The organism is Mesorhizobium sp. M4B.F.Ca.ET.203.01.1.1 (assembly GCF_004791025.1).
GTDB classification, from domain to species: domain Bacteria; phylum Pseudomonadota; class Alphaproteobacteria; order Rhizobiales; family Rhizobiaceae; genus Mesorhizobium; species Mesorhizobium abyssinicae.
The window spans coordinates 1-21135 of record NZ_SRUO01000010.1; the positions used below are offsets into that span (position 1 = coordinate 1).

Annotated in this window: 25 protein-coding genes; 17 read left to right on the forward strand and 8 right to left on the reverse strand. The window is 63.9% G+C overall.

Going from position 1 to position 21135, the window contains the following annotated elements; translation table 11 throughout:
• From EN846_RS20815 to EN846_RS20830, 4 genes are all read left to right on the forward strand, one after another.
• Positions 1–388, forward strand: a 388-nt coding sequence (locus EN846_RS20815; RefSeq protein WP_187331410.1) for a cobalamin-dependent protein, incomplete at its 5' end; no start/stop codon positions are given.
• 90 nt (positions 389–478) lie between these two features.
• On the forward strand, positions 479–1588 hold the full coding sequence (locus EN846_RS20820; RefSeq protein ID WP_127392542.1) for a mandelate racemase/muconate lactonizing enzyme family protein: 1110 nt from the start codon (positions 479–481) through the stop codon (positions 1586–1588).
• Positions 1589–1759: 171 nt separating this feature from the next.
• A complete protein-coding gene (locus tag EN846_RS20825) occupies positions 1760–2239 on the forward strand; it encodes a DUF3828 domain-containing protein (RefSeq protein ID WP_127392541.1) in 480 nt (159 codons plus the stop codon).
• A gap of 4 nt (positions 2240–2243) precedes the next feature.
• Positions 2244–2819 (forward strand): hypothetical protein, encoded by a 576-nt coding sequence (locus EN846_RS20830; protein WP_127392540.1) that lies wholly within the window; start codon positions 2244–2246, stop codon positions 2817–2819.
• A 20-nt stretch (positions 2820–2839) separates the two neighbouring features.
• On the opposite strand, the gene queF is transcribed toward EN846_RS20830, so the two are convergent.
• Positions 2840–3301 (reverse strand): preQ(1) synthase, encoded by a 462-nt coding sequence (gene queF / locus EN846_RS20835; RefSeq protein ID WP_127392539.1) that lies wholly within the window; start codon positions 3299–3301, stop codon positions 2840–2842.
• Between the two features lie 140 nt (positions 3302–3441).
• Between queF and EN846_RS20840 the strand changes: the two genes are divergently transcribed.
• Both EN846_RS20840 and EN846_RS20845 read left to right on the forward strand, forming a co-directional pair.
• A complete protein-coding gene (locus EN846_RS20840; RefSeq protein ID WP_127392538.1) occupies positions 3442–5487 on the forward strand; it encodes an NADH:flavin oxidoreductase in 2046 nt (681 codons plus the stop codon).
• A gap of 113 nt (positions 5488–5600) precedes the next feature.
• A complete protein-coding gene (locus tag EN846_RS20845; RefSeq protein ID WP_127392537.1) occupies positions 5601–6338 on the forward strand; it encodes a DUF6817 domain-containing protein in 738 nt (245 codons plus the stop codon).
• A gap of 137 nt (positions 6339–6475) precedes the next feature.
• On the opposite strand, the gene EN846_RS20850 is transcribed toward EN846_RS20845, so the two are convergent.
• Positions 6476–6883, reverse strand: a complete 408-nt coding sequence (locus EN846_RS20850) for a hypothetical protein (RefSeq protein ID WP_127287112.1) — start codon at positions 6881–6883, stop codon at positions 6476–6478.
• A gap of 142 nt (positions 6884–7025) precedes the next feature.
• On the opposite strand from EN846_RS20850, the gene EN846_RS20855 reads away from it, so the two are divergent.
• The 3 genes from EN846_RS20855 (at position 7026) to EN846_RS20865 (ending at position 8195) form a co-directional block, all read left to right on the forward strand.
• Positions 7026–7424: a MarR family winged helix-turn-helix transcriptional regulator gene (locus EN846_RS20855; RefSeq protein ID WP_245511343.1), complete on the forward strand. Its 399-nt coding sequence runs from the start codon at positions 7026–7028 to the stop codon at positions 7422–7424.
• 67 nt (positions 7425–7491) lie between these two features.
• Entirely contained in the window at positions 7492–7734 is a 243-nt protein-coding gene (locus EN846_RS20860; protein ID WP_127287110.1) for a type II toxin-antitoxin system Phd/YefM family antitoxin, read from the forward strand.
• A gap of 17 nt (positions 7735–7751) precedes the next feature.
• Positions 7752–8195 (forward strand): type II toxin-antitoxin system VapC family toxin, encoded by a 444-nt coding sequence (locus EN846_RS20865; RefSeq protein ID WP_127392535.1) that lies wholly within the window; start codon positions 7752–7754, stop codon positions 8193–8195.
• Between the two features lie 241 nt (positions 8196–8436).
• Here the strand turns inward: EN846_RS20865 and EN846_RS20875 are convergent, their stop codons facing one another.
• Positions 8437–10506, reverse strand: coding sequence for an EAL domain-containing protein (locus tag EN846_RS20875; RefSeq protein WP_128346368.1), 2070 nt, complete (start codon positions 10504–10506; stop codon positions 8437–8439).
• 1 nt (position 10507) lies between these two features.
• On the reverse strand, positions 10508–10711 hold the full coding sequence (locus EN846_RS20880) for a hypothetical protein (RefSeq protein ID WP_127393983.1): 204 nt from the start codon (positions 10709–10711) through the stop codon (positions 10508–10510).
• Between the two features lie 95 nt (positions 10712–10806).
• On the opposite strand from EN846_RS20880, the gene EN846_RS20885 reads away from it, so the two are divergent.
• Both EN846_RS20885 and tdh read left to right on the forward strand, forming a co-directional pair.
• The gene (locus tag EN846_RS20885) at positions 10807–11994 is read left to right on the forward strand and encodes a glycine C-acetyltransferase (protein ID WP_127393984.1); all 1188 of its coding nucleotides are present in this window, start codon (positions 10807–10809) and stop codon (positions 11992–11994) included.
• 44 nt (positions 11995–12038) lie between these two features.
• A complete protein-coding gene (gene tdh, locus EN846_RS20890; protein ID WP_127310564.1) occupies positions 12039–13073 on the forward strand; it encodes an L-threonine 3-dehydrogenase in 1035 nt (344 codons plus the stop codon).
• Between the two features lie 203 nt (positions 13074–13276).
• On the opposite strand, the gene EN846_RS20900 is transcribed toward tdh, so the two are convergent.
• A complete protein-coding gene (locus EN846_RS20900; RefSeq protein ID WP_127393985.1) occupies positions 13277–13723 on the reverse strand; it encodes a MarR family transcriptional regulator in 447 nt (148 codons plus the stop codon).
• A gap of 129 nt (positions 13724–13852) precedes the next feature.
• On the opposite strand from EN846_RS20900, the gene hmgA reads away from it, so the two are divergent.
• From hmgA to EN846_RS20925, 5 genes are read left to right on the forward strand one after another with little or no spacing between them, the layout of a single operon-like run.
• On the forward strand, positions 13853–15166 hold the full coding sequence (gene hmgA / locus EN846_RS20905; RefSeq protein ID WP_128346369.1) for a homogentisate 1,2-dioxygenase: 1314 nt from the start codon (positions 13853–13855) through the stop codon (positions 15164–15166).
• Complete coding sequence (locus tag EN846_RS20910; RefSeq protein ID WP_245493366.1) at positions 15163–16116, forward strand: MBL fold metallo-hydrolase; 954 nt, start codon at positions 15163–15165, stop codon at positions 16114–16116. The genes hmgA and EN846_RS20910 overlap by 4 nt, the downstream gene beginning before the upstream one ends.
• Entirely contained in the window at positions 16113–17126 is a 1014-nt protein-coding gene (locus tag EN846_RS20915) for a fumarylacetoacetate hydrolase family protein (protein ID WP_127393630.1), read from the forward strand. Before EN846_RS20910 ends, EN846_RS20915 begins: the two co-directional genes overlap by 4 nt.
• Positions 17127–17130: 4 nt before the next feature.
• Positions 17131–17424 carry a hypothetical protein gene (locus EN846_RS20920; RefSeq protein WP_127393629.1) on the forward strand — a complete coding sequence of 98 codons (294 nt, stop codon included), beginning with the start codon at positions 17131–17133 and terminating at the stop codon, positions 17422–17424.
• Positions 17421–17957, forward strand: a complete 537-nt coding sequence (locus tag EN846_RS20925) for a DinB family protein (RefSeq protein WP_127393628.1) — start codon at positions 17421–17423, stop codon at positions 17955–17957. The genes EN846_RS20920 and EN846_RS20925 overlap by 4 nt, the downstream gene beginning before the upstream one ends.
• Positions 17958–17977: 20 nt before the next feature.
• Here the strand turns inward: EN846_RS20925 and hppD are convergent, their stop codons facing one another.
• Complete coding sequence (hppD, locus tag EN846_RS20930) at positions 17978–19093, reverse strand: 4-hydroxyphenylpyruvate dioxygenase (protein ID WP_128346370.1); 1116 nt, start codon at positions 19091–19093, stop codon at positions 17978–17980.
• 137 nt (positions 19094–19230) lie between these two features.
• Here hppD and EN846_RS20935 point away from each other — a divergent pair, with 137 nt between their 5' ends.
• On the forward strand, positions 19231–19698 hold the full coding sequence (locus EN846_RS20935; RefSeq protein ID WP_127284603.1) for an Lrp/AsnC family transcriptional regulator: 468 nt from the start codon (positions 19231–19233) through the stop codon (positions 19696–19698).
• On the opposite strand, the gene EN846_RS20940 is transcribed toward EN846_RS20935, so the two are convergent.
• Positions 19695–20033: a TIGR01244 family sulfur transferase gene (locus tag EN846_RS20940; RefSeq protein WP_127393203.1), complete on the reverse strand. Its 339-nt coding sequence runs from the start codon at positions 20031–20033 to the stop codon at positions 19695–19697. The genes EN846_RS20935 and EN846_RS20940 overlap by 4 nt on opposite strands.
• 169 nt (positions 20034–20202) lie before the next feature.
• The gene (gene aztC / locus EN846_RS20945) at positions 20203–21129 is read right to left on the reverse strand and encodes a zinc ABC transporter substrate-binding protein AztC (protein WP_135913953.1); all 927 of its coding nucleotides are present in this window, start codon (positions 21127–21129) and stop codon (positions 20203–20205) included.
• Positions 21130–21135: the final 6 nt, after the last annotated feature.

Here is a 21135-nt window from a genome sequence, read left to right on the forward strand (position 1 = left end):
CAAGATGGTGATCGGCACCGTCAAGGGCGACATCCACGACATCGGCAAGAATCTGGTCGGCATGATGATGGAGGGCGCGGGCTTCGACGTCATCGACCTCGGCATCAACAATGCGGTCGAGAAGTATTTGGAGGCGATCGAGCAGCACCAGCCCGACATCATCGGCATGTCGGCGCTGCTCACCACCACCATGCCCTACATGAAGGTCGTCATCGACACGATGAAGGAAAAGGGCATCCGCGACGACTACGTCGTGCTGGTCGGCGGCGCGCCGCTCAACGAGGAGTTCGGCAAGGCCGTCGGCGCCGACGCCTACTGCCGCGACGCGGCGGTGGCGGTCGAGACCGCCAAAGACTTCATGAAGCGCAAGCACAATGTGCGCGCCTGAGCACGGCGGCGCGATCCGGGTTTGTGAACGTCAGGCGTGAGGTCGGCTGGGTGGCCAAAATCGCTTGGCTCGAAGGGGGCAGATCTCCGTATGCGTATCGCGTCGATCAAGGTCTATCAGATGCTTTTGCCGGTCAAAGGCGGCGCCTACCGGATGGCCAGCGATACCGTGGAGAATCTGGACAGCACGCTCGTTGAAGTCACCACCGAGGATGGACTGTCAGGCTGGGGTGAGACGTGCCCGGTCGGCCCTGTCTACCAGCCCCAACACGCGCTGGGTGCGCGAGCGGCAATTGCCGAAATGGCGCCCGGGCTCATCGGCGAGGACACCGCGTCCATGCGCCGCCTCGCGAAAAGAATGGACGAGCGGCTGAACGGCCACAACTATGCCAAGGCGGCCTTGGACATAGCCTTCCTCGACCTCACCGGCCAGCGGCTGGGCGTGCCGGTTTCAACACTCCTGGGCGGCGCGCTCACCGATCGTGTGCCTTCCTACTACTCGACTATCGTCGGTGCGCCCGACGAGACGGCGCGTATTGCCGCGGACAAGGTCAAGGCCGGATACAAACGGCTTCAGATCAAGATAGGCGGAGGGGATATCGAACAGGACGTCGCCACCGTGCACAAGGTATGGGAGGCGGTGGGCTTCAAGGCCCGCATCGCGGTCGACGCCAATCGTGGCCTCACCACCGCGGCGGCGCTGCACATCGACCGGCTCTGCCAGGCAATCCCGTTCGTCTTCGAACAGCCCTGCAACACCATGGAGGAAGTCGCGAGCCTCAAGGGACGCGTGACCCATCCGGTCTACCTCGACGAGAATACCGAGGATTTGAATGCCGTCCTGCAGGCAATTTCTTCAGGCATCGCGGACGGATTCGGACTGAAGGTCACCCGCCTTGGCGGCCTCACCAAGATGGTCACCGTCCGCGACCTGTGCGCGATACGATCGCTGCCGCACAGCTGCGACGATGCCTGGGGTGGGGATATCATCGCCGCGGCATGCGTGCACCTCGCCGCTACCGTCGAGCCGAGACGTTTTGAGGGGGCCTGGATCGCGCAGGAATACATCGAAGGGCACATGGACCCCGCAAACCCGATCATTATCGAAAACGGGCATATACGCGTCCCCCAGATGCCAGGGCTCGGCGTCAAGCCTGAGCGCTCCCAACTCAAAGCGCCTGTCGCGACGTTCGGAGGCTGAGAATACAGTGACGGTCGCGGCGATTGCATATGGCCAGCATCGTCGGCGATTGCGACCCTCCGCGACATCCGGCGGGCCGCCCGAGGCCGGCGATCCGGGACTTCATGAGCCGCAAAAAAGCCGATATGCAAGGGGCGTCTTGCCATTTTTGCCGATGCCCGGAGATCCTCGATGAGACCGATAGTGCTGGCCGCCGTCCTTTCCGTTGCCATGCCCGCCGCCGCTCTGGCGGGCCCGGCCTCCAACGCCGTGAAGTTCTTCTATGTTCCGCAGGTCAGGTTCGAGGGCGACGAGCAATATCGCGACCGTTTCACCGAGCCGGTGACCAAGCTGTTTGCCCTCAACGATCAGGCCGCCAAGAACAATCCGGACGAGGTCGCCTGCCTCGACTTCGATCCGGGCCTCGACGCGCAGGACTTCGATCAGAAAACCCTGGCGAAAACGCTGAAGCTTGCCGAAGCCGTCAACGGCGATAGCGCCGAGGTCACGGCGACTTTCAGCCTGTTCCCGGAAGGCGATGATTCCAAACGCGAAATGGTCTGGTCACTAAAGAAGGTCGACGGCAAGTGGAAGATTGCCGACATCGCCTCCAAGACCAGCGGCTGGACGCTGAGCGCGCTGGAATGCATGCCCGACAAGGCGCCGGAGTAATGCCATGGTGCGTGGCATTGTCCTGGCGTTTGCGACCATCTCGATGCTGGCGGCGGGTGTGAGCGGCGCCTGCGCCCAGGGCCTGTTCGGCGCGCCACCGGCAAATGCCCCGGCCGACAACGCGCCTTCCGACGACACGGCAACCCCGCCGGCCGCATCGCCGCAAGCGGAAAGTGCGCCGGCAGCACCGGTCCTGCCGGGCTCGCCGACGGCGCTGGTGAAGCCGTTCTACGAGCATCTCGGGCTTGAGCTTGATCCGGCTGAGCGCAAGAACTTCATCGACCCAGCGAAAACCGTGCTCGACAAAAGCGATGCGCTGCGCAACTCCGGGCAGGGCGAATGCCTCGATCCCAATATGGCGCTCGACAATGCCGACTACGACAAGGCGGCGATCGACGGCAGCCTGAAGACCATCGAGGCGGTCAGGGGCGACGAGGCCAAGGTGGTCGTCGCCTTCGTCGTCGCAAACAACGCGCACCGGCTGGAATGGAAGCTGAAGAAGGTCGGCGGTGACTGGAAGATCTCCGACCTTCTGTCGGTCACCGGCGAATGGGCGCTCAGCCAGTACCAGTGCGAATGAGGGCGATCACGCCATCCCGCTCAGCCGCGCCCGCGATAGGGTGCCACGCCGGTGTCGGGCAGCCAGGCGCCTTCGGGCGGCGCGCCGGTCTGCCAGAACACGTCGATCGGGATGCCGCCGCGCGGGAACCAGTAGCCGCCGATGCGCAGCCAGAGCGGCTTGGTCGCTTCAATGATGCGGCGGCCGATCATCACGGTGCAGTCTTCATGGAAGGCGCCGTGGTTGCGGAACGAGGTCATGAACAGCTTCAGCGACTTCGATTCCACCAGCAGAGCATCGGGCGCATAGTCGATGACGATATGGGCGAAATCCGGCTGGCCGGTGACCGGGCAGAGCGAGGTGAATTCCGGGCAGGTGAAGCGCACGATCGCCGGCGGCCCGTCGCCGCGCGTAAACGGCACGGTCTCCAGGACCGCCTGTTCGGGGCTCTGTGGCGTCTCGACGTGCGCCCCGAGCTGGGTGAGGTTTTTGGTGTCGATCATGGGTCCGAGTTCCTTGAGTTTTGCCGCTCATTAGCACCGGACCGAAAGGCGCGCAGCGGTTTTCGGACCGATCCGATGCGAGAAATGGACGCTGGGCGGCGCGCGCTGCTCAACCACAATCTTGAACCAGCAGGAAGACGATGACCAGCAACGACCCGCTTCTCCAGCCCTACCAGCTCAAGCACCTGACGCTGAAGAACCGGGTGATGTCGACGAGCCACGAGCCGGCTTATTCCGAGGACGGAATGCCGAAAGAGCGCTACCGGCTCTATCATGCCGAGAAGGCCAAGGGCGGCATGGCGCTGACCATGACCGCTGGGTCGGCCATCGTCTCGCGCGACAGCCCGGCCGCCTTCGGCAATCTGCATGTCTATGACGACCGCATCGTGTCGTGGCTCGCCGAACTCGCGGATGCCTGCCACGAGCACGACTGCAAGGTGATGATCCAGATCACCCATCTCGGCCGCCGCACCGGCTGGAACAAGGCCGACTGGCTGCCGGTGCTGTCGGCTTCGCCGGTGCGCGAGCCGGCGCATCGCGCCTTTCCGAAGACCATCGAGGACTGGGATATCGAGCGCATCGTCGCCGACTATGCGTCCGCCGCGCAGCGCTGCCAGGCGGCCGGCCTCGACGGCATCGAGTTCGAATCCTACGGCCACCTGATGGACGGCTTCTGGTCGCCGGCCACCAACCATCGTGACGACGAATATGGCGGCTCGCTCGACAACCGCCTGCGCTTCACCAACCTGGTGCTCGACGCCGTGCGCGCCGCGGTCGGCGAAAAGTTCGTCGTTGGCATCCGCATGGTCGCCGACGAGGATTTTGAGAAGGGCCTGTCGAAGGAGGAGGGCGTCGAGATCGCCAGGCGGCTCGCCTCCTCGGGCAAGGTCGATTTCCTCAACATCATCCGCGGCTCGATCGAGACCGATGCAGCACTGACCAAGGTCATCCCGGTGACCGGAATGCGCTCCTCGCCGCATCTCGATTTCGCCGGCGAGGTGAGGGCGGCGACGAAGTTCCCGACCTTCCATGCGGCACGCATTTCCGACGTAGCGACCGCGCGCCACGCGATTGCGACGGGAAAACTCGACATGGTCGGCATGACCCGCGCCCATATCGCCGATCCGCACATCATGCGCAAAGTGATGGAGGGCCGAGAGCATGAGATCCGGCCTTGCGTCGGCGCCACCTATTGCCTCGACCGCATCTACGAGGGCGGCGAGGCGCTGTGTATCCACAACGCCGCGACCGGCCGCGAGGCCGAGATACCGCACATCATCAAGAAGAGCGGCGGGCCCAGGCGCAAGGTGGTCGTGGTCGGCGCCGGCGCCGGCGGCCTGGAGGCGGCGCGCGTCGCGGCAGAGCGCGGCCATCAGGTGACGGTGCTCGAAGCCTCCAGCCAGGCCGGCGGCCAGGTGCGGCTGGCGACGCAGAACCCGCGCCGCAAGGAACTGATCGGCATCATCGACTGGCGGCTGGCGGAGCTGGACCGTCTGGGCGTCGAGATCCGCTACGATACCTGGGCCGAGAAGGATGATGTGCTGGCACTGTCGCCGGATGTGGTGATCGTCGCCACCGGCGGCTTGCCGCAGAATCCGCCGCTGACGGCCGGCGATAACCTCGTCACTTCGAGCTGGGACATCATGGCGGGCGCCGTCAAACCGGCCGAGAGCGTGCTGCTCTATGATGACAATGGCGGCCATCAGGGCATGGGCGCTGCCGAGCTCATCGCCAATGGCGGCTCGAGGCTGGAGCTGGTCTCGCCGGAGCGCTTCTTCGCGCCGGAGATGGGCGGCCTGAACCATGTGCCCTATATGCGCGCTTTCCAGGAGAAGGGCGTCACCATCACCATCAACACCAGGCTGCGTTCGGTGCAGCGCGAGGGCAACCAGCTCGTCGCCGAGCTCGCCTCGGACTTCGCCGACGGCTGGCGCGTCGAGCGGCGGGTCGACCAGGTGGTGGTCGAGCATGGCACCGCGCCGCTCGACGACCTCTATCTTTCGCTGAAGCCGCTGTCGAACAATGGCGGCGCGGTCGACTATGTGCGGCTGGTGAGCGGCGGCGATATTTTCCCCAAGCGCAATCCGGAGGGCGGCTTCATCGTGTTCCGGATTGGCGACGCGGTCGCCTCGCGCAACATCCATGCCGCCATCTACGACGGCATCCGATTCGGCCTGAGAATCTAGGCCGCGGTGGCTGATGGCCGGACTGGACTTGGCCTGTCATATTTGCAATTTTCTGTCGCCGATCCGGGGCTGGCACAGGCTGTGCTGAAGGGTCCGCACAGCCGGGGGCTTACTTGACCGCACAAGACCTGTTCGTTCCGCGCCAGACCAATACGGCGCTTTACATCCAGTTGCACGACGCCGGGCACCCGGTGGAAGATATCCTGCGCGTCCAGAGGGCCTACGGCGTGGCCTGCGCCATGTTCAATGGCCGCTACCGCAAGACCGGGCGACCCTTTATTTGCCATGCCGTCGGCGCCGCGTCATCGGTCGCGCATTTCGACAAGGATCTCGATCTTGTCGTCGCCGCGATGTTCCACGCCGCCTATGACAGCGCCCAATATCCGGACGGCAAATCCAGCCGGCGCAGCGAGACCCACCGCAAGTGGCTGGAGCAGAAGCTCGGACCCCGGGTGGAAGGTCTTGTCGCCAGGGTCGGCGCGATGAAGTTCGACACCGGGGATCCCGAGCGCCTTGTGGCGCAAGGCGTGCCGGCCGGCGACGAGGACATCCTTTTCCTCGTCCTTGCGCATGATGTCGACGATATGGCGGATGGCGGGCTGGCATTCGCGCCCAAATATGGCCGGTCGATTGAATCGCGGGTGGCTGCCTGCGCCATTCTGGCCCGGCGCATCGGCCGCGAGAGCCTTGCTGCCACTATCGAAGCCTATGGCAGCCGCTATGCGGCGCTGGGGTGGGCGGCTGCGCTCGAGGATAGCAGGTTGGAAGGTTTTCGCATTGCGCCGAATGTGCGCAACTACCTCAAATTGCGCCGCGACAGGCTGCGTGGAGCCCGGGTGGAGGTGCTTTGACGGCCGTGCCGCCGCCAGCGCAATTCTAGCGAGGCACGCGCACCGGACCTTCGCAAGGAGAGCCACCTGCCGCTCCGGTCCGGTGCGCGCCGCGCCCGACACCGGCTTGGCGCCGGCGCCCGGCGGTTCTTTCCGGGCTAGAACATCCTTGCGGTTGCCATGCACAGCACGGTGAGCACCAGCAGCCAGGCGGCGATGCGTTCGCCGACGGCCATCTTTGCGCGCAGCATAGGTACGGTGGCTGCATCGGCACCGGCCAACTGGCTGCTCGGCCGGCGCACCATGGCGCCGAGGACGCCGGCGGCCGCGATGGCCGCCACGATGCCGATTGCCAGCACGATCTCCATCGAGCCGAAGCTGCCCTCGTGGAAGAAATACCAAAGCAGCGCGCCGGTCAGGAACACCATGCCCGATGCGCCGAGTTGCGGCCGGATGAAGCGCTCAGCCTTGATCTCGGGATCGCGGGCGAGCGTGATTGTCGTGCCGGCCCAGAACACGCCAGCCATGACGTGAAGGCCGATGACGATGATGTAGACATATTGCATGACCGCATTCCTTCCTTTCCCCCCGCCGACCAAATAATTAGATATCGAATGATTTGATGTCAATGTATAATGGCGCGTTCCAACGCCCCATGCCTTGTTCTACTGTCGGATCATGACACCCTTTGACCGCCCGCCCGTCGGAATGAACCTTGCCCGCACCGCCAAGGCGGTGGCGCAGGCCTTTGACGCCGCCCTGGTCGAGGCCGGCGGCACGCTGCCGGTGTGGCTGACGCTGCTCTCGGTCAAGTCGAAGGAACTCGCCAACCAGCGCGAACTCGCCGGCATGATCGGCATCCAGGGTGCGACGCTCACGCATCATCTCAACGCCATGGAGGCGCAGGGGTTGCTGACGCGGCGACGCGATCCGCAAAACCGCCGGGTCCATCAGGTGGCATTGACCGAGGCCGGCGAAGCGATGTTCGAGAAATTGCGATTGGCCGCTGTCGCCTTCGACAAGCGGCTGCGGGCGGGATTGCCGGACGAGCGGCTGGCAGAGTTCGCGGAGGTATTGGCGGCGCTGCGGGCGAATGTCGGCGGCTGATCAGTCGGATTGTTTCCGCCGGTCATAAGTGCTATATGACTACAATAGTCATAAGCGGAGTTCGCCCATGCGAGAGATTCAATTGAAGGATGCCAAGGCGACGCTCTCGGCGGTGGTCGATCAGGCGGTCGCCGGAAAGCCTGCCGTCATCACGCGGCATGGTCGCAAACAGGCTGTCATTCTGTCATTCAAGGACTATGAACGGCTGTCGCGGGTGCCCAGCTTTGGGCGATTGCTGGCGGCTTTTCCCGGCGCAGAAGCTGACATTCCGCCTCGCTCCCGAAAACCAGCTCGCACGGTTGACCTCTAACGCGGGCTTTGCGTTTGATGTTCCTGCTGGACACCAACATCATTTCGGCGCTGGCGTCTTCCAAGACGGTCGAGCAAGCGGCCTTGGCGGATTGGCTTGATCGGGCCAGCGACTACCTGTTCCTGTCTGTGGTTACGGCATCCGAAATTACCTCGGGAATAGCGAAGGCCGAGCGCGAAGGCGCTAAGAAAAAGACGGCTCTGCTTCGCCAGTGGTGGCAGGCGGTCGAATATCTCTACAACGAAAGAATACTCCCCTTCGATCTGCGTGCCGCTCATGCGGCGGGATCTATCTTGGATCGGGCCAGGGCCCATCAGCCAGGGTTCGAGGACATTGCGATCGCCGCGACGGCCGAAGTTCATGCCTTGACGATATTGACCGTCAACGAGCGTCATTTCGCCCCTCTCGGGGTGCCGATGCTCAATCCGCTAAAGGCTTTGCCGCCTCTGCCGGCAACATAAATGCCGACCATGAACAGCGTCGCCGGAAGCTGCTCGGCCTGCAGCACGTCGAGGATGTTGCTGGTGCCGTTCAGCGGCCGTCGTCGAAGGTGAGATAGATGGTGCGGTCCGCTGCCAGTGCCGCCACGGGATGAGCAGCAGGAACGACAGAACGAGACGAGGGGGCATCCGCGAGATCCGTTTGCGATCTCCGCAGGCCGCCATGGCCGGACCGGCCTTGTCAAGTTTGTCGACGAACGAGCTAAGCCAGGCTGCCCTGCAGCACCTTGAGCTTCGCCTTCTTCGGGCTGCGCGCCAGCAGCCAGTCGCGCGCCTTGTCCTGCGGCATCGGGAAGGCGATCGAATAGCCCTGCACCTGGTCGCAGCCGATCGCCATCAGCGAATCGAGCTCGGCTTCGGTCTCGGCACCTTCCGCCACGATCGAGATGCCCAGCCCGCGCGCAAGCTCGGTGATGGCGCGCACGATCTTGGAGTTGTCGCCGTTCTCGTTGATGTTCTGGACGAAGCGGCGGTCGATCTTCAGCCGGTCGATCTCGTTCGGGTTGACATGGCTGAGCGAGGCATAGCCGGTGCCGAAATCGTCGAGTTCGAGATGCACGCCGGCGGCGCGGATGTGCCTGAGCTTGGCCGCGATGCCGGTCTTCTCGTCGTCGAGGATCACGGACTCGACGATTTCCAGCGACAGTTTCTGCGGCGCCAGCCCGGCCTTCTCCAGCGTTCCGAACAGGAATTTGTCGAAGTCCGGCTCGCGCAGCTCGGTGCCGGAGACATTGACGGCGAGCCGCCCGAAATCGATGCCGGCCTGGTCCCACTCCGCCGCCTCGTTGATCGCCTTGGTGATGACGATGCGGCCGATCTCCGGCATGAAGCCGCATTTCTCGGCGACCGGGATGAACTCGCCCGGCGAGATCATGCCGCGCGAGGCGTGCTTCCAGCGCACCAGCGCCTCGATGCCGCTGATCTTGCCGCTGGTCAGCGACACCTGCGGCTGGAAATAGACCTCGAACGTCTTGTCGGCGATGGCGGCGCGGATGTCGTGCTCGAGCTGCTTGCGGTAGTCGAGCTCGCGCCGCAACTCCTCGGAGAAGAACGAGAAATTGCCGCCGCCTAGCTTCTTGGCCGAGTAGAGCGCAAGGTCGGCGTGGACAAGCAGGTCCTCCGCATTGTCGGCGTCGACCGGATAGACCGCGATGCCGGCGCTGGCGCCAGGCAGGATGGTCGTGCCCTGGAAGGTGATCGGCTCGTTGATCTGCTCCAGGATGCGCCTGGCCAGCATGTTGATGTCCTCGGTGCCGCCGGCGCCGTTGAGGATCATCACGAATTCGTCGCCGCCAAGCCGGGCGCACAGATCCGAGGCGCGGCAGGAGTCGCGCATGCGCTGCGCGGTGACGACCAGCACGTAGTCGCCGGCCGCGTGGCCTAGCGTGTCGTTGATCTGCTTGAACCGGTCGAGGTCGAGCTGGATCACCGCCAGCCGCTCGCGCCGGCGATGCGCGCCCTTGATCAGTGTGTCGAAATGATCGGTCAGGAAGGTGCGGTTGTGCAGTCCGGTCAGCCCGTCATGCACGGCGATGAAGGCCATCGAGTTGCGCGCGTCGACCAGCTCATGCGTCTTGCGCAGGATGGCCTTCGACATCGGCCTGAAGATGAACAGCGCCACCAGCACGATGACGCCGATGGTGGCGAAGAACAGGGTGCGGTGGAGATCGAGCAGCTTTCCCGAGCGCTCGTCGGCGAAGGCACTGATGCGCTGGCCGAGCGCGGCATAGCCCGACAGCGTCGCATTGGCCACGGAAGCGTCGAGATCGACCCGGTCGGCGCCGCCCTTGTAGCCGTCGACGCCCGTCGTCAGCTTGGTCTCGAACGAGGAGATAAGGCGTTTGCCATTGGCGATCAGGCCGACCGAGAAGTAGTCGAGATGGAACGGCTTGGCGAACAGCACGTTCTCGATCGACTTCGGATCGAAGCGCGCCGGCGACATCGGATCGGCTCCCGTCTTGTCCAGGAGCAGGTCGTAATTGGTTTCGAATTCGACGGTCGCCTGCTTGAGCGCGGCAACGAGGGCTGGCTGCTTGTCGCGCGAGGCCGCACCGGTCGCGCCGGCCAGGAAAACGATGCGCTGCGACAGCGCCTTCTGCATGCTGACGATGTTGATCAGCGTGTCGTTGTTCTGCTGCGCCGCCATCATCTGCTGCAAGAGCACGAACGAGCCCATCACCATGGCGGCGATGATCAGCAGCGCCAGCCAGTAGCCGCTCTTGATCAGCAAGATCAGCTTGCGCGAAACGCTCTGCACCGGCTGCTGCGACATTTCAGGGCGACCCCTCCCGCCGACGGAATCCCGCCTTGGTTTCGTTCTGCGAACACCATTGACTTGAAAGGGTTAACAGGCAGGCAAGCAGCCCGGCCGGTTGCGCGGGCAGAGAGGGAAAGCTGCGGAGATGGTTATCATGTTCTTTCACCGCGTCGATGCATTTGAACGCATCAACGCTCGCGCCGCCGAAATTGGGAGCCATGCGGCTTTCGCCGCGCCACCGAAGCCGTCGCTTTTGCGGTGGATTTTTCGGTCGCGCGGGGCGACAGTCCGGCTCGAACCGAACAGGGCTGGATCATGAGCACAGCATTCCTTTCCCACATCGACAATGAACTTGCCGGGCTGAAATCGGCCGGCCTCTACAAATCCGAGCGGGTGATCACCTCGACGCAGTCGGCTGAGATCGAGGTTGGCGGCGACAAGGTGCTGAATTTCTGCGCCAACAACTATCTCGGCCTCGCCGACAGCGCCGAACTGCGCGAGGCGGCGAAGCAGGCGCTCGACCGTTACGGCTACGGCATGGCCTCGGTGCGCTTCATCTGCGGCACGCAGGAGGAGCACAAGCAGCTGGAGGCGACGATCTCGTCCTTCCTCGGCATGGACGACACCATCCTCTACGGCTCCTGCTTCGACGCCAATGGCGGCCTGTTCGAGACGCTGCTCGGCGAGGAGGACGCCATTATCTCCGACGCGCTGAACCATGCCTCGATCATCGACGGTGTCAGATTGTCCAAGGCCAAGCGCTTTCGCTACGCCAACAACGACATGGCAGATCTCGAAGCGCGGCTGAAGGAGGCGAAGGATTGCCGCTTCCGGCTGATCGCCACCGACGGCGTGTTTTCTATGGACGGCATCATTGCCAACCTCAAGGGCGTCTGCGATCTCGCCGAGAAATACGACGCCATGGTCATGGTCGACGACAGCCACGCCGTCGGCTTCGTCGGCAAGAACGGCCGCGGCTCGGCCGAGCATTGTGGCGTCGAGGGCAGGGTGGACATCATCACCGGCACGCTCGGCAAGGCGCTGGGCGGTGCTTCCGGCGGCTACACTTCCGGTAAAGCCCAGGTGGTCGACTGGCTGCGCCAGCGCTCGCGGCCCTACCTGTTCTCCAACACGCTGATGCCGGCGATCGCCGGCGCCTCGATCAAGGTGTTCGACATGATCCGCAATGGCGGCGCCTTGCGCGAGCGCCTCTATGCCAATGCGGAACGCTTCCGGTCTCAGATGGGCAAGCTTGGCTTCACGCTGGCTGGTGCCGATCATCCGATCATCCCGGTGATGCTGGGCGATGCGGCTCTGGCACAGGAGATGGCGGCACGCATGCTGAAGCGCGGCATCTATGTCATCGGCTTTTCCTTCCCGGTGGTGCCGAAGGGCCAAGCCCGTATCCGCACCCAGATGTCGGCGGCGCATTCCAGCGCCGATATCGACAGGGCAGTTGAGGCATTTGGCGCCGTGGGACGCGAGCTCGGCGTGATTTCCTGAGCGCCGAAAACGATTCCAGATCAAAGAAATCAAGGAACAAAAGAATGTCCAACATGATGAAGGCGCTGGTGAAGGCCAAGGCCGAGCCCGGCATCTGGATGGAAGAGGTGCCGGTGCCGGAGATTGGCCCCAACGACGTGCTGATCAAGGTCAGGAAAAGCGCGATCTGCGGCACCGACGTGCACATCTACAATTGGGACCAGTGGGCGCAAAAGACCGTACCGGTGCCGATGGTGACCGGCCATGAATTCGTCGGCACCGTCGCCGACTTCGGCGCCGCGGTCACCGAATACAAGCTCGGCCAGCGCGTGTCCGGCGAGGGCCACATCGTCTGCGGCCATTGCCGCAACTGCCGCGCGGGCAGGGGGCATCTCTGCCGCAACACGCTCGGCGTCGGCGTCAATCGCCCCGGCGCCTTCGGCGAGTACGTGGCGATCCCGCAGCACAATGTCGTGCCGATCCCCGACGACGTGCCGGACGAGATCGCGGCGATCTTCGATCCGCTGGGCAATGCGGTTCACACCGCATTGTCCTTCGATCTGGTCGGCGAGGACGTGCTGGTCACCGGCGCCGGGCCGATCGGCATCATGGGCGCGCTGGTGGCGCAATGCGTCGGCGCGCGAAAGGTCGTCATCACCGACATCAATCCGGTCCGGCTGGACCTGGCACGCAAGCTCGGCGTCCAGCACGTCGTCGACGCCTCGAAGGAAAAGCTGCGCGACGTCATGCCGAAGCTCGGCATGACCGAGGGCTTTGACGTCGGCCTGGAGATGTCGGGCGCGGCCCCCGCCTTCCGCGACATGATCGATACCATGAACAATGGCGGCAAGATCGCCATCCTCGGCATCGCGCCGACCGGCTTCGAGATCGACTGGAACAAGGTCATCTTCAAGATGCTGCACCTTAAGGGCATCTACGGCCGCGAGATGTTCGAGACCTGGTACAAGATGATCGCCCTGGTGCAGGGGCCGCTCGATGTGTCGGGGCTGATCACGCATCGCATCGGGATCGACGACTTTCAGGTTGGGTTCGATGCGATGCGGAGCGGCAATTCGGGTAAGGTTGTGATGGATTGGTAGCGGCCTTTAAAGAAGCGTCTCGTTCCTTCGCCCCCCTCTCTGTCCTGCCGGACATCTCCCCCTCAAGGGGGGAGATTGGCTGCTTCGGCGCCGGCTCTCATCCTGTAACGTTGGCGATTGGCGAAAGCCGGCGTGACATCTAATCTCCCCCCAAGAGGGGGAGATGTCCGGCAGGACAGAGAGGGGGGCCTCGCGCCAGCCTATCAGCTTTTTTCTTCCAAAGCTTCCTCCAGCGCCGCCACCCCACTAGCAATCGCCGCCCGTTCCTCCGCGCTCAGCCTCTCCAGCAACTCCCTCTCAAACGCCTTCGCCAGCGGCACCATTTCGCGATAGGCGGCAAGCCCCGCCTTGGTCAGCGCCAGGCGCTCCACCCGCCGGTCGTGCTCGTCCGCCGTCCGCGTCAGCCAGCGCCGCCGCTCCAGTTCGGCCACCGCTCGCGAAACCTTGGTCTTGTGCATGGCCGACTGCTCGCCGAGCGCCGTCGCTGTCATCGTGCCATGCTGGCCGAGCCCCGAAAGTGTGCGCCATTCCGGCCGGGTCAGGCCGTGGCGATCCCGGTAGATTTTCGAGAATTCGCGGCTGACGACATCGGCCAGCCGGTAAAGCCGGTAGGGCAGGAAGCTTTCGAGTTCGAGGATTTCCGATTCCATGATGCACCGTGGATGCGACGTTCGCCGTTGATAGTTACATTTTCGATGGTTACAAATGAAACCAAGTTGGTCAACATCGCCGGCAGGCCGCGCCTAGCGAGGCTGAGAACCGGGATCAGGGAGGATCGGATGGGCTTTTCCTACATGCCGGGCTTCGGCAACGACTTCGAGACCGAGACGCTGCCGGGTTCGCTGCCGCAGGGGCGCAACTCGCCGCAGCGGCCGGCCTACGGGCTCTATGCCGAGCAGCTTTCGGGCTCGCCCTTCACCGCGCCGCGCGGCACCAACGAGCGCTCCTGGCTCTACCGGATCCGGCCGAGCGTCCGCCACACCGGGCGCTTCAAGTCCACCCTCTATCCGCTCTGGAAGACCGCACCCAATCTCGGCGACCACGAACTGGCGCTCGGCCAGTATCGCTGGAACCCGGTGCCGATGCCGAAGGAGCCGACCGACTTCATCGAGGGCATGCGCACCATCACCACCGCCGGCGACGTGCTCGGGCAGTCCGGCATGGCGGCGCATATCTATGTCGCCAACCGCTCGATGACCGACGACCACTTCTTCAACGCCGACGCCGAGATGCTTGTCGTGCCGCAGGTCGGCGCCTTGCGCTTCGTCACCGAGATGGGGGTCATCGAGCTCAGACCCGGCGAGATCGCCGTGCTGCCGCGCGGCCTCGTCTTCAAGGTCGAGCTCGCCGATGCCGAGGTGCGCGGCTATGTCTGCGAGAACTACGGCGCCAAGCTGACCATGCCCGATCGCGGGCCGATCGGCGCCAATTGCCTCGCCAATCCGCGCGACTTCAAGACGCCCTGCGCCTGGTTCGAGGACAGGGAGACACCGTGCCGGCTGATCGTCAAATGGTGCGGCTCCTTCCATGTCACCGAGATCGGCCATTCGCCGCTCGACGTCGTCGCCTGGCACGGCAACTACGCGCCCTACAAATATGATCTGGCGACGTTTTCGCCCGTCGGCGCCATCCTGTTCGACCATCCGGATCCGTCGATCTTCACCGTGCTGACGGCGCCGAGCGGCGAGGAAGGCACCGCCAACATCGACTTCGTCATCTTCCCGCCGCGCTGGCTGGTGGCCGAGGATACGTTCCGTCCGCCCTGGTACCATCGCAACATCATGAGCGAGTTCATGGGTCTGATCCACGGCCAGTACGACGCCAAGGAGGAAGGCTTCGTCCCCGGCGGCATCAGCCTGCACAATCTGATGCTGGCCCACGGGCCTGACGCGACTGGCTTCGAAAAGGCCTCGCGCACGGAGCTGAAACCGGTCAAGCTCGACAACACCATGGCCTTTATGTTCGAGACCCGATTCCCGCAGATGCTGACCCGCTACGCCGCCGAGGTCGAAACCAGGCAGGACAACTACATCGACTGCTGGGCCGGGCTGAAGAAACGCTTCAACGGCACGCCCGAGGGCGACTGGTCTTGAGTCTGGACCGCCTCGTTCTGCTCGGGTCCAAGGGCGGCCCGGCGATCCGGCCGGGTGGGCCGTGGCCAAGTTCCTCGCTGCTCGAGATCGGCGGCCGCGCTATCGTCGTCGATTGCGGGCTGGGCGTCACCCGCGCGCTGACCGATGCCGGGCTCGGCCTGAAGACGCTTGACCTGGTCTTCATCACCCATCTCCATTCCGACCATCTGCTGGAGCTCGGACCGCTGATCCACACCGCCTGGACGGCGGGCCTCGCCACGCCGGTGACCATCTTCGGTCCGCCCGGCACCGGCCACTACTGGCAGCGCTTCTGCCAGGCGATGGATTTCGACATCGAAATCCGCATCGTCGACGAAGGCCGGCCGGATATCAGGGATCTGGTCTCGGTCGAGGAGTTCGGCGAGGGACTGGTTGTGGAGGAGGGCGGGCTGAAGGTGACGGCGTTGCGCGTCGACCATCCGCCGGTGACCGACTGCTTTGCGCTGCGCGTCGAGCATGGCGGCAGGAGCATCGTGTTCTCCGCCGACACGGCCTTCTTCCCGCCGCTGGCCGACTTCGCCAAAGGCGCCGATATCCTCGTCCACGAAGCGATGCTGGAAGAGGGGATCGAGCGCCTGGTGGCGAAGACCGGCAATGGCGCGCGGCTGCGCGAACATTTGCTCGCCAGCCACAGTTTCGCCGAGGAGGCAGGGCGCATCGCCAGCGATGCCGGGGTCGGGCGGCTGGTGTTGAACCACCTCATCCCGGCCGACGATGCCGCGATCGGCGAGGCCGACTGGATCGCCGCCGTCAGGAAAACTTGGGCCGGCGACTTGACGATCGCCCGCGACGGCCTTGTTGTGGGGTTAGAGCATGACCCCGAAAAGTGGGACCCGGTTTTCGGAAAAGATCAGGCGACAGACAAAGACCAAAGCGGCGAACAAGCCGCGCAAGGAGAGGAAACCGCATGAAGCTTGCAACATTGAAGAACGGGACCCGCGATGGAAAGCTGGTCGTCGTCTCGCGCGATTTGACGCGGTTCTCCGACGCCTCCTTCCTGGTGCCGACGCTGCAAGCCGCGCTCGACGACTGGCGGCGGATTTGGCCGCATCTGGCGACAATAGCGGAATCGCTGGAGAACAATGCCGTGCCCTCGGCGCGCTTCCACGAGCATGACGCCCACTCGCCACTGCCGCGCGCCTATCAGTGGGCTGACGGCTCGGCCTATGTGAACCATGTCGAACTGGTGCGCAAAGCGCGCGGCGCAGAAATGCCGGCAAGCTTCTGGACCGATCCGCTGATCTACCAGGGCGGCTCGGACAGCTTCATTCCGCCGCGCGATCCGATCCGCATGGCCGACGAGGCCTTCGGCATCGACATGGAGGCGGAGGTCGCCGTCATCATTGACGACGTGCCGATGGGCGCCGGCCCCGACCACGCGCGGGACGCGATCCGGCTGGTCATGCTGGTCAACGACGTGACACTGCGCGCCATCACCGGCCCCGAGCTTGCCAAGGGTTTTGGCTTCTTCCAGTCGAAACCGTCCTCGGCCTTCTCGCCGGTTGCGGTCACGCCGGATGAGTTGGGCGACGCCTGGGACGGCGGCAAGGTCAGCCTGCCGCTGCTCGCCGATCTCAACGGCAAGCCGTTCGGCCGTGCGAACGCAGGGGTCGACATGACCTTCGATTTCCCGGCGCTGATCGTGCATGCCGCGAAAACGCGGCCGCTCGCCGCCGGCAGCATCGTCGGTTCGGGCACCGTCTCCAACAAGCTGGACGGCGGGCCGGGCAAGCCTGTCTCGGCCGGCGGCGCCGGCTATTCCTGCATCGCCGAACTGCGCATGATCGAAACCATCGAGAGCGGCGAGCCCAAGACGCCGTTCCTGCATTTCGGCGACACGGTGCGCATCGAGATGAAGGACAAGGCCGGCCATTCGATCTTCGGCGCCATCGAGCAGAAGGTCGAGAAATACGCGGGGTGAGGGGATGCCAGGCGAAGCGGTCTATTTGCTGTTTGGCGTGTGGGCGCTGGCCATTCTGGCGGTCTTCATCCAGGCGATCCGCCTGAGCTACCGCATCGAGGCGCGCTCGCCTGATCTCACCAACCGCACCGGTGTGCCGCGCAACGCGATGATGTTCCACACCATCACCAATCTCAGCGTCGCGCGGGATGAAGAAACGCAAGGCCTGCGGCGGAAAATGATCCGGCTGCTGCTGATCGTTGTCGGCGGCTTCGTCGTTCTGGCGGTCGGCATCGGCCTTGTCGACAGGACCCCATGACGCTGCTTGATCATCTGCGCCGCATGGCGCGCAACAATCACTGGTCGAACGACCGCCTGTACCGCGCCGTGCTGTCCCTTGAGCCTGGGGAATTTGAGGCCGCGCGCACCAGCTTCTTTCCGTCAATCAAGGACACGCTGAACCACATCCTCGCTGTCGACCATCTCTATCTCGATTTTCTGACGGAGGGTGGTGTCGGCGCTGCCGCCTATGATGATTTCGTGCCGTTCGATAATGTCGCCGATTTGGTAGTGGCGCAGATCACCTTCGACCGCAAACTTATCGCCTTCTGTGATGCCCTGTCCGAGGCCGATCTCGACCGTCGTGTCATCACCGATAGACGCGAGGACGGCATGATCCCTGAAAAGATCGCCGACATCCTCGCCCATGTTTTCCTGCACGACATCCATCACCGCGGCCAGGTGCACGCCATGCTCGCCGGCACTTCCGCTCCGCCGCCGCAACTGGATGAGTTTCTGCTCGACTATGATCTGAAGCTCAGGAAGGACGAGGTCGAGCGGCTCGGTCTTTGAACCGCTCGCCCTCATGGGCCTTACGCCGCCTTGCCGTCCAGCTTGATCACGCCGCGCTTGATCTGGTCCTGCTCGATCGACTCGAACAGCGCGCGGAAATTGCCTTCGCCAAAACCTTCGTCGCCCTTGCGCTGGATGAACTCGAAGAAGATCGGGCCGATCACTGTTTTCGAGAAAATCTGCAGCAGGATCTTGGTCATGCCGCCGTCGACGACGCCTTCGCCGTCGATCAGGATGCCGTGCTTCTTCATCCGCTCGACCGGCTCGTCGTGATCGTGCACGCGCTCGTGCGACATCTCGTAATAGGTGTCGGGCGGGCCGGGCATGAACTTCAGGCCGTTGGCAGCAAGCCTGTCGGTGGCCTCGTAGATCGCGTCGGTGCCCACCGCGATGTGCTGGATGCCCTCGCCATTGTACTTCTTCAGATATTCGGCGATCTGGCTGGTCTCGTCCTTGGACTCGTTCAGCGGAATGCGGATCTTGCCGCAGGGCGAGGTGATCGCACGGCTGACCAGACCGGTGATCTTGCCGTCGATGTCGAAGAAGTGGATCTGCTTGAAGCCGAACAGGTCGCGATAGAAGTCCCACCACTTGTCCATGTTGCCGCGATAGACATTGTGGGTGAGATGGTCGAGGAAGTAGAAGCCGACGCCCTCGGGCTTCGGATCGCGCTCGCCCAGCCATGCGAACTCGGCGTCATAGGCCGAGCCTTTCTCGCCATAGGCCTCGATGAAATAGAGCAGGGAGCCGCCAATGCCGACGATGGCCGGCACGTCGAGCGCCTTGTCGGTGCCCTCATAGGGCGTCGCACCCTTCGACACGGCATGCTCGAAGGCGTGTTTCGCGTCGACCACGCGCCACGCCATAGAGGCTGCGCAGGGTCCGTGCTTATCGACGAACTTCATCGCATGCGAGCCGGGCTCTGCATTGACGACGTAGTTGATGTCGCCCTGCCGCCAGACCGTGATGTCCTTGGTGCGGTGCTTGGCCACCGCGACATAACCCATGCGGGTGAAGAGTTCGGCGAGCTTTTCCGGCTCGGGATGCGCGAACTCGACGAATTCGAAACCGTCTGTGCCGGCGGGGTTCGCCTTGCTGATCCTGGCGGGCGGGGCGTCGTGCGGGAAGGGGCCCATGGCGGTTCTCCGAAGCTGTTGCGGCCGTTCCTGGCCATCTTTGCGCATGATAGCGCCTGAGGGCCGCACGGTGCTTGCATTCGAACGCCTGAAATGCTCATGTCATGCGTGGAATGTGCATGAATGGAGGAAAATCCGTGGATGATGCGCGGCTTGACCAATTTGATCGCAAGTTACTGGCGCTTCTGCAAGGCGACGCGCGGCTCACCAACAACGACCTTTCGGAGCGGGTGAACCTGTCGGCGTCGCAATGCTCGCGCCGCCGCCAGCGGCTGGAAGAGGACGGCTACATCAAGGGCTACCGCGCCGTGCTCGACCGCGATCGGCTGGGCTTTTCGCTGGTCAATGTCATCTCGGTGACCTTGGCCACCCACAATCGCGACAATGCCCGCCGCTTCGGCGAGTTGGTGGCGCGGCTGCCCGAAGTGCAGGAGGCGCACGCGCTGACCGGCGAGATGGACTACATATTGAAGGTGGTGACGCCCGACCTCAAATCATTGTCGGAGTTCGTCAACGGCGTGCTCCTGCCGCATGAATCCGTCCAGCACGTGAAGACGGCTATCGTGCTGGAGACGCTGAAGGAGACCGGCGCGCTGCCGATTTAGCCCCTCGACTGTTGAATCAGCCCATAGAGATTGGTGCAGCGCGCGCCGGAGCGGCAGTAGGCGAACACCGGGCCTTCGAGCGCGTCGAGCGCCGCGGCCTGGTCCTGGACATTCTCGAAGGTGATCTGGCCGCTGATGACCGGGATGAAGCGGAAGGCGAGGCCCGCCGCCTCGGCCGCCGCCTGGACGCTTTCGGCCGAGGGCTGGCCGGGCTGCTCGTCGTCCGGCCGGTTGCAGATCACGCTCTTGAAGCCGGCCTCCTTGATGGCGGTGATATCGCTGGGCTGGATCTGGCCCGAGACGGAATAGTCGTCGCTGATCTCTCGGTATTCCATGGTCGTCCTCGCAATCTGCTTCGGCGGCAGTCTTGCCATCCCCTGACGCGGCCGGCAACTGCTCCCGCCGATCGCGTATCGTCGCACGCCGTCGGCGTCGTCTTTGCAGATAGACATTCGCGGCGGAAAATCCAGCCGGATCGTCGCGATCCGGCTGGATGAGCCGACTTCAGCTGCCGAGGATCGCGCCTTTGATCTGGGCGATGTTGTTGTGCATCATGTCGATATAGGTCGAGGCCGGGCCGTCGGGCTGCGACAGCGCATCCGAATAGAGCGTGCCGCCGACCTTGATGCCGGTCTCGCTGGCGATCTGCTCGATCAGCCGCGGATTGGTGATGTTCTCGATGAACATCGCCGCCGCCTTGTCCTGCTTGACCTGGTTGACCAGCTTGGCGACATCGGCGGCCGACGGCTCGGAGTCCGTCGAAATGCCCTGCGGCGCCAGGAAGGTCAGGCCGTATTCGTGCTCGAAATAGCCGAACGCGTCGTGCGAGGTGATGACGACGCGCTTCTCCTCGGGGATCGACTGGATCGCGGCCTTCACTTCGCCTTCCAGTGCATCGAGCTTCTTGGTGTAAGCCGCGGCATTGGTCTGGTAGCCGACGCAGCCCTCGCTGTCGGCGGCGCAGAAGGCCTCGGCGATGTTCTTCACATAGATCCTGGCGTTGGCGATCGACTGGAAGGCGTGCGGGTCGGTAACGGTCTTGCCGGCGCCTTCGGCAGCATCCGCGTCAGCAAATTCCGGCTTGAAGTCGATCGGGGTGACGTCCTTGGTCAAGGTCACGATCGCGGCCTTGGTGGCGCTGGCGTCGACCAGGCGCTGCAAAAAGCCTTCGAAATGCAGGCCGTTGACCAGCACCACGTCCGCGTCGGCCATTGCGACAGCGTCGGCCGGGCTCGGTTCGTAGACATGCGCGTCGCCATCCGGCCCAACGATGGTGGTGATGCTGACCCGGTCACCGCCGACATTCTTGGCGAAATCTGCAATCACCGTGAAGCTCGCAACCACCTTGAGCGGCGCGGCGAGGGCCGATGTTCCGAGAGCGGTTAATGTTATAACGCTCAGGGTCAGCGCGGCACGGAAGGATTTCAGCATTGGGCG

Excerpts from the sequence above, each read along its gene's own strand:
- EN846_RS20820 (WP_127392542.1), top strand. The coding sequence starts at position 479 with ATGCGTATCGCGTCGATCAAGGTCTATCAGATGCTTTTGCCGGTCAAA.
- EN846_RS20825 (WP_127392541.1), top strand. The coding sequence starts at position 1,760 with ATGAGACCGATAGTGCTGGCCGCCGTCCTTTCCGTTGCCATGCCCGCC.
- EN846_RS20830 (WP_127392540.1), top strand. The coding sequence starts at position 2,244 with ATGGTGCGTGGCATTGTCCTGGCGTTTGCGACCATCTCGATGCTGGCG.
- queF (WP_127392539.1), bottom strand. The coding sequence starts at position 3,301 with ATGATCGACACCAAAAACCTCACCCAGCTCGGGGCGCACGTCGAGACG.
- EN846_RS20840 (WP_127392538.1), top strand. The coding sequence starts at position 3,442 with ATGACCAGCAACGACCCGCTTCTCCAGCCCTACCAGCTCAAGCACCTG.
- EN846_RS20850 (WP_127287112.1), bottom strand. The coding sequence starts at position 6,883 with ATGCAATATGTCTACATCATCGTCATCGGCCTTCACGTCATGGCTGGC.
- EN846_RS20855 (WP_245511343.1), top strand. The coding sequence starts at position 7,026 with ATGAACCTTGCCCGCACCGCCAAGGCGGTGGCGCAGGCCTTTGACGCC.
- EN846_RS20860 (WP_127287110.1), top strand. The coding sequence starts at position 7,492 with ATGCGAGAGATTCAATTGAAGGATGCCAAGGCGACGCTCTCGGCGGTG.
- EN846_RS20865 (WP_127392535.1), top strand. The coding sequence starts at position 7,752 with ATGTTCCTGCTGGACACCAACATCATTTCGGCGCTGGCGTCTTCCAAG.
- EN846_RS20875 (WP_128346368.1), bottom strand. The coding sequence starts at position 10,506 with ATGTCGCAGCAGCCGGTGCAGAGCGTTTCGCGCAAGCTGATCTTGCTG.
- EN846_RS20880 (WP_127393983.1), bottom strand. The coding sequence starts at position 10,711 with ATGGCTCCCAATTTCGGCGGCGCGAGCGTTGATGCGTTCAAATGCATC.
- EN846_RS20885 (WP_127393984.1), top strand. The coding sequence starts at position 10,807 with ATGAGCACAGCATTCCTTTCCCACATCGACAATGAACTTGCCGGGCTG.
- tdh (WP_127310564.1), top strand. The coding sequence starts at position 12,039 with ATGTCCAACATGATGAAGGCGCTGGTGAAGGCCAAGGCCGAGCCCGGC.
- EN846_RS20900 (WP_127393985.1), bottom strand. The coding sequence starts at position 13,723 with ATGGAATCGGAAATCCTCGAACTCGAAAGCTTCCTGCCCTACCGGCTT.
- hmgA (WP_128346369.1), top strand. The coding sequence starts at position 13,853 with ATGGGCTTTTCCTACATGCCGGGCTTCGGCAACGACTTCGAGACCGAG.
- EN846_RS20915 (WP_127393630.1), top strand. The coding sequence starts at position 16,113 with ATGAAGCTTGCAACATTGAAGAACGGGACCCGCGATGGAAAGCTGGTC.
- EN846_RS20920 (WP_127393629.1), top strand. The coding sequence starts at position 17,131 with ATGCCAGGCGAAGCGGTCTATTTGCTGTTTGGCGTGTGGGCGCTGGCC.
- EN846_RS20925 (WP_127393628.1), top strand. The coding sequence starts at position 17,421 with ATGACGCTGCTTGATCATCTGCGCCGCATGGCGCGCAACAATCACTGG.
- hppD (WP_128346370.1), bottom strand. The coding sequence starts at position 19,093 with ATGGGCCCCTTCCCGCACGACGCCCCGCCCGCCAGGATCAGCAAGGCG.
- EN846_RS20940 (WP_127393203.1), bottom strand. The coding sequence starts at position 20,033 with ATGGAATACCGAGAGATCAGCGACGACTATTCCGTCTCGGGCCAGATC.
- aztC (WP_135913953.1), bottom strand. The coding sequence starts at position 21,129 with ATGCTGAAATCCTTCCGTGCCGCGCTGACCCTGAGCGTTATAACATTA.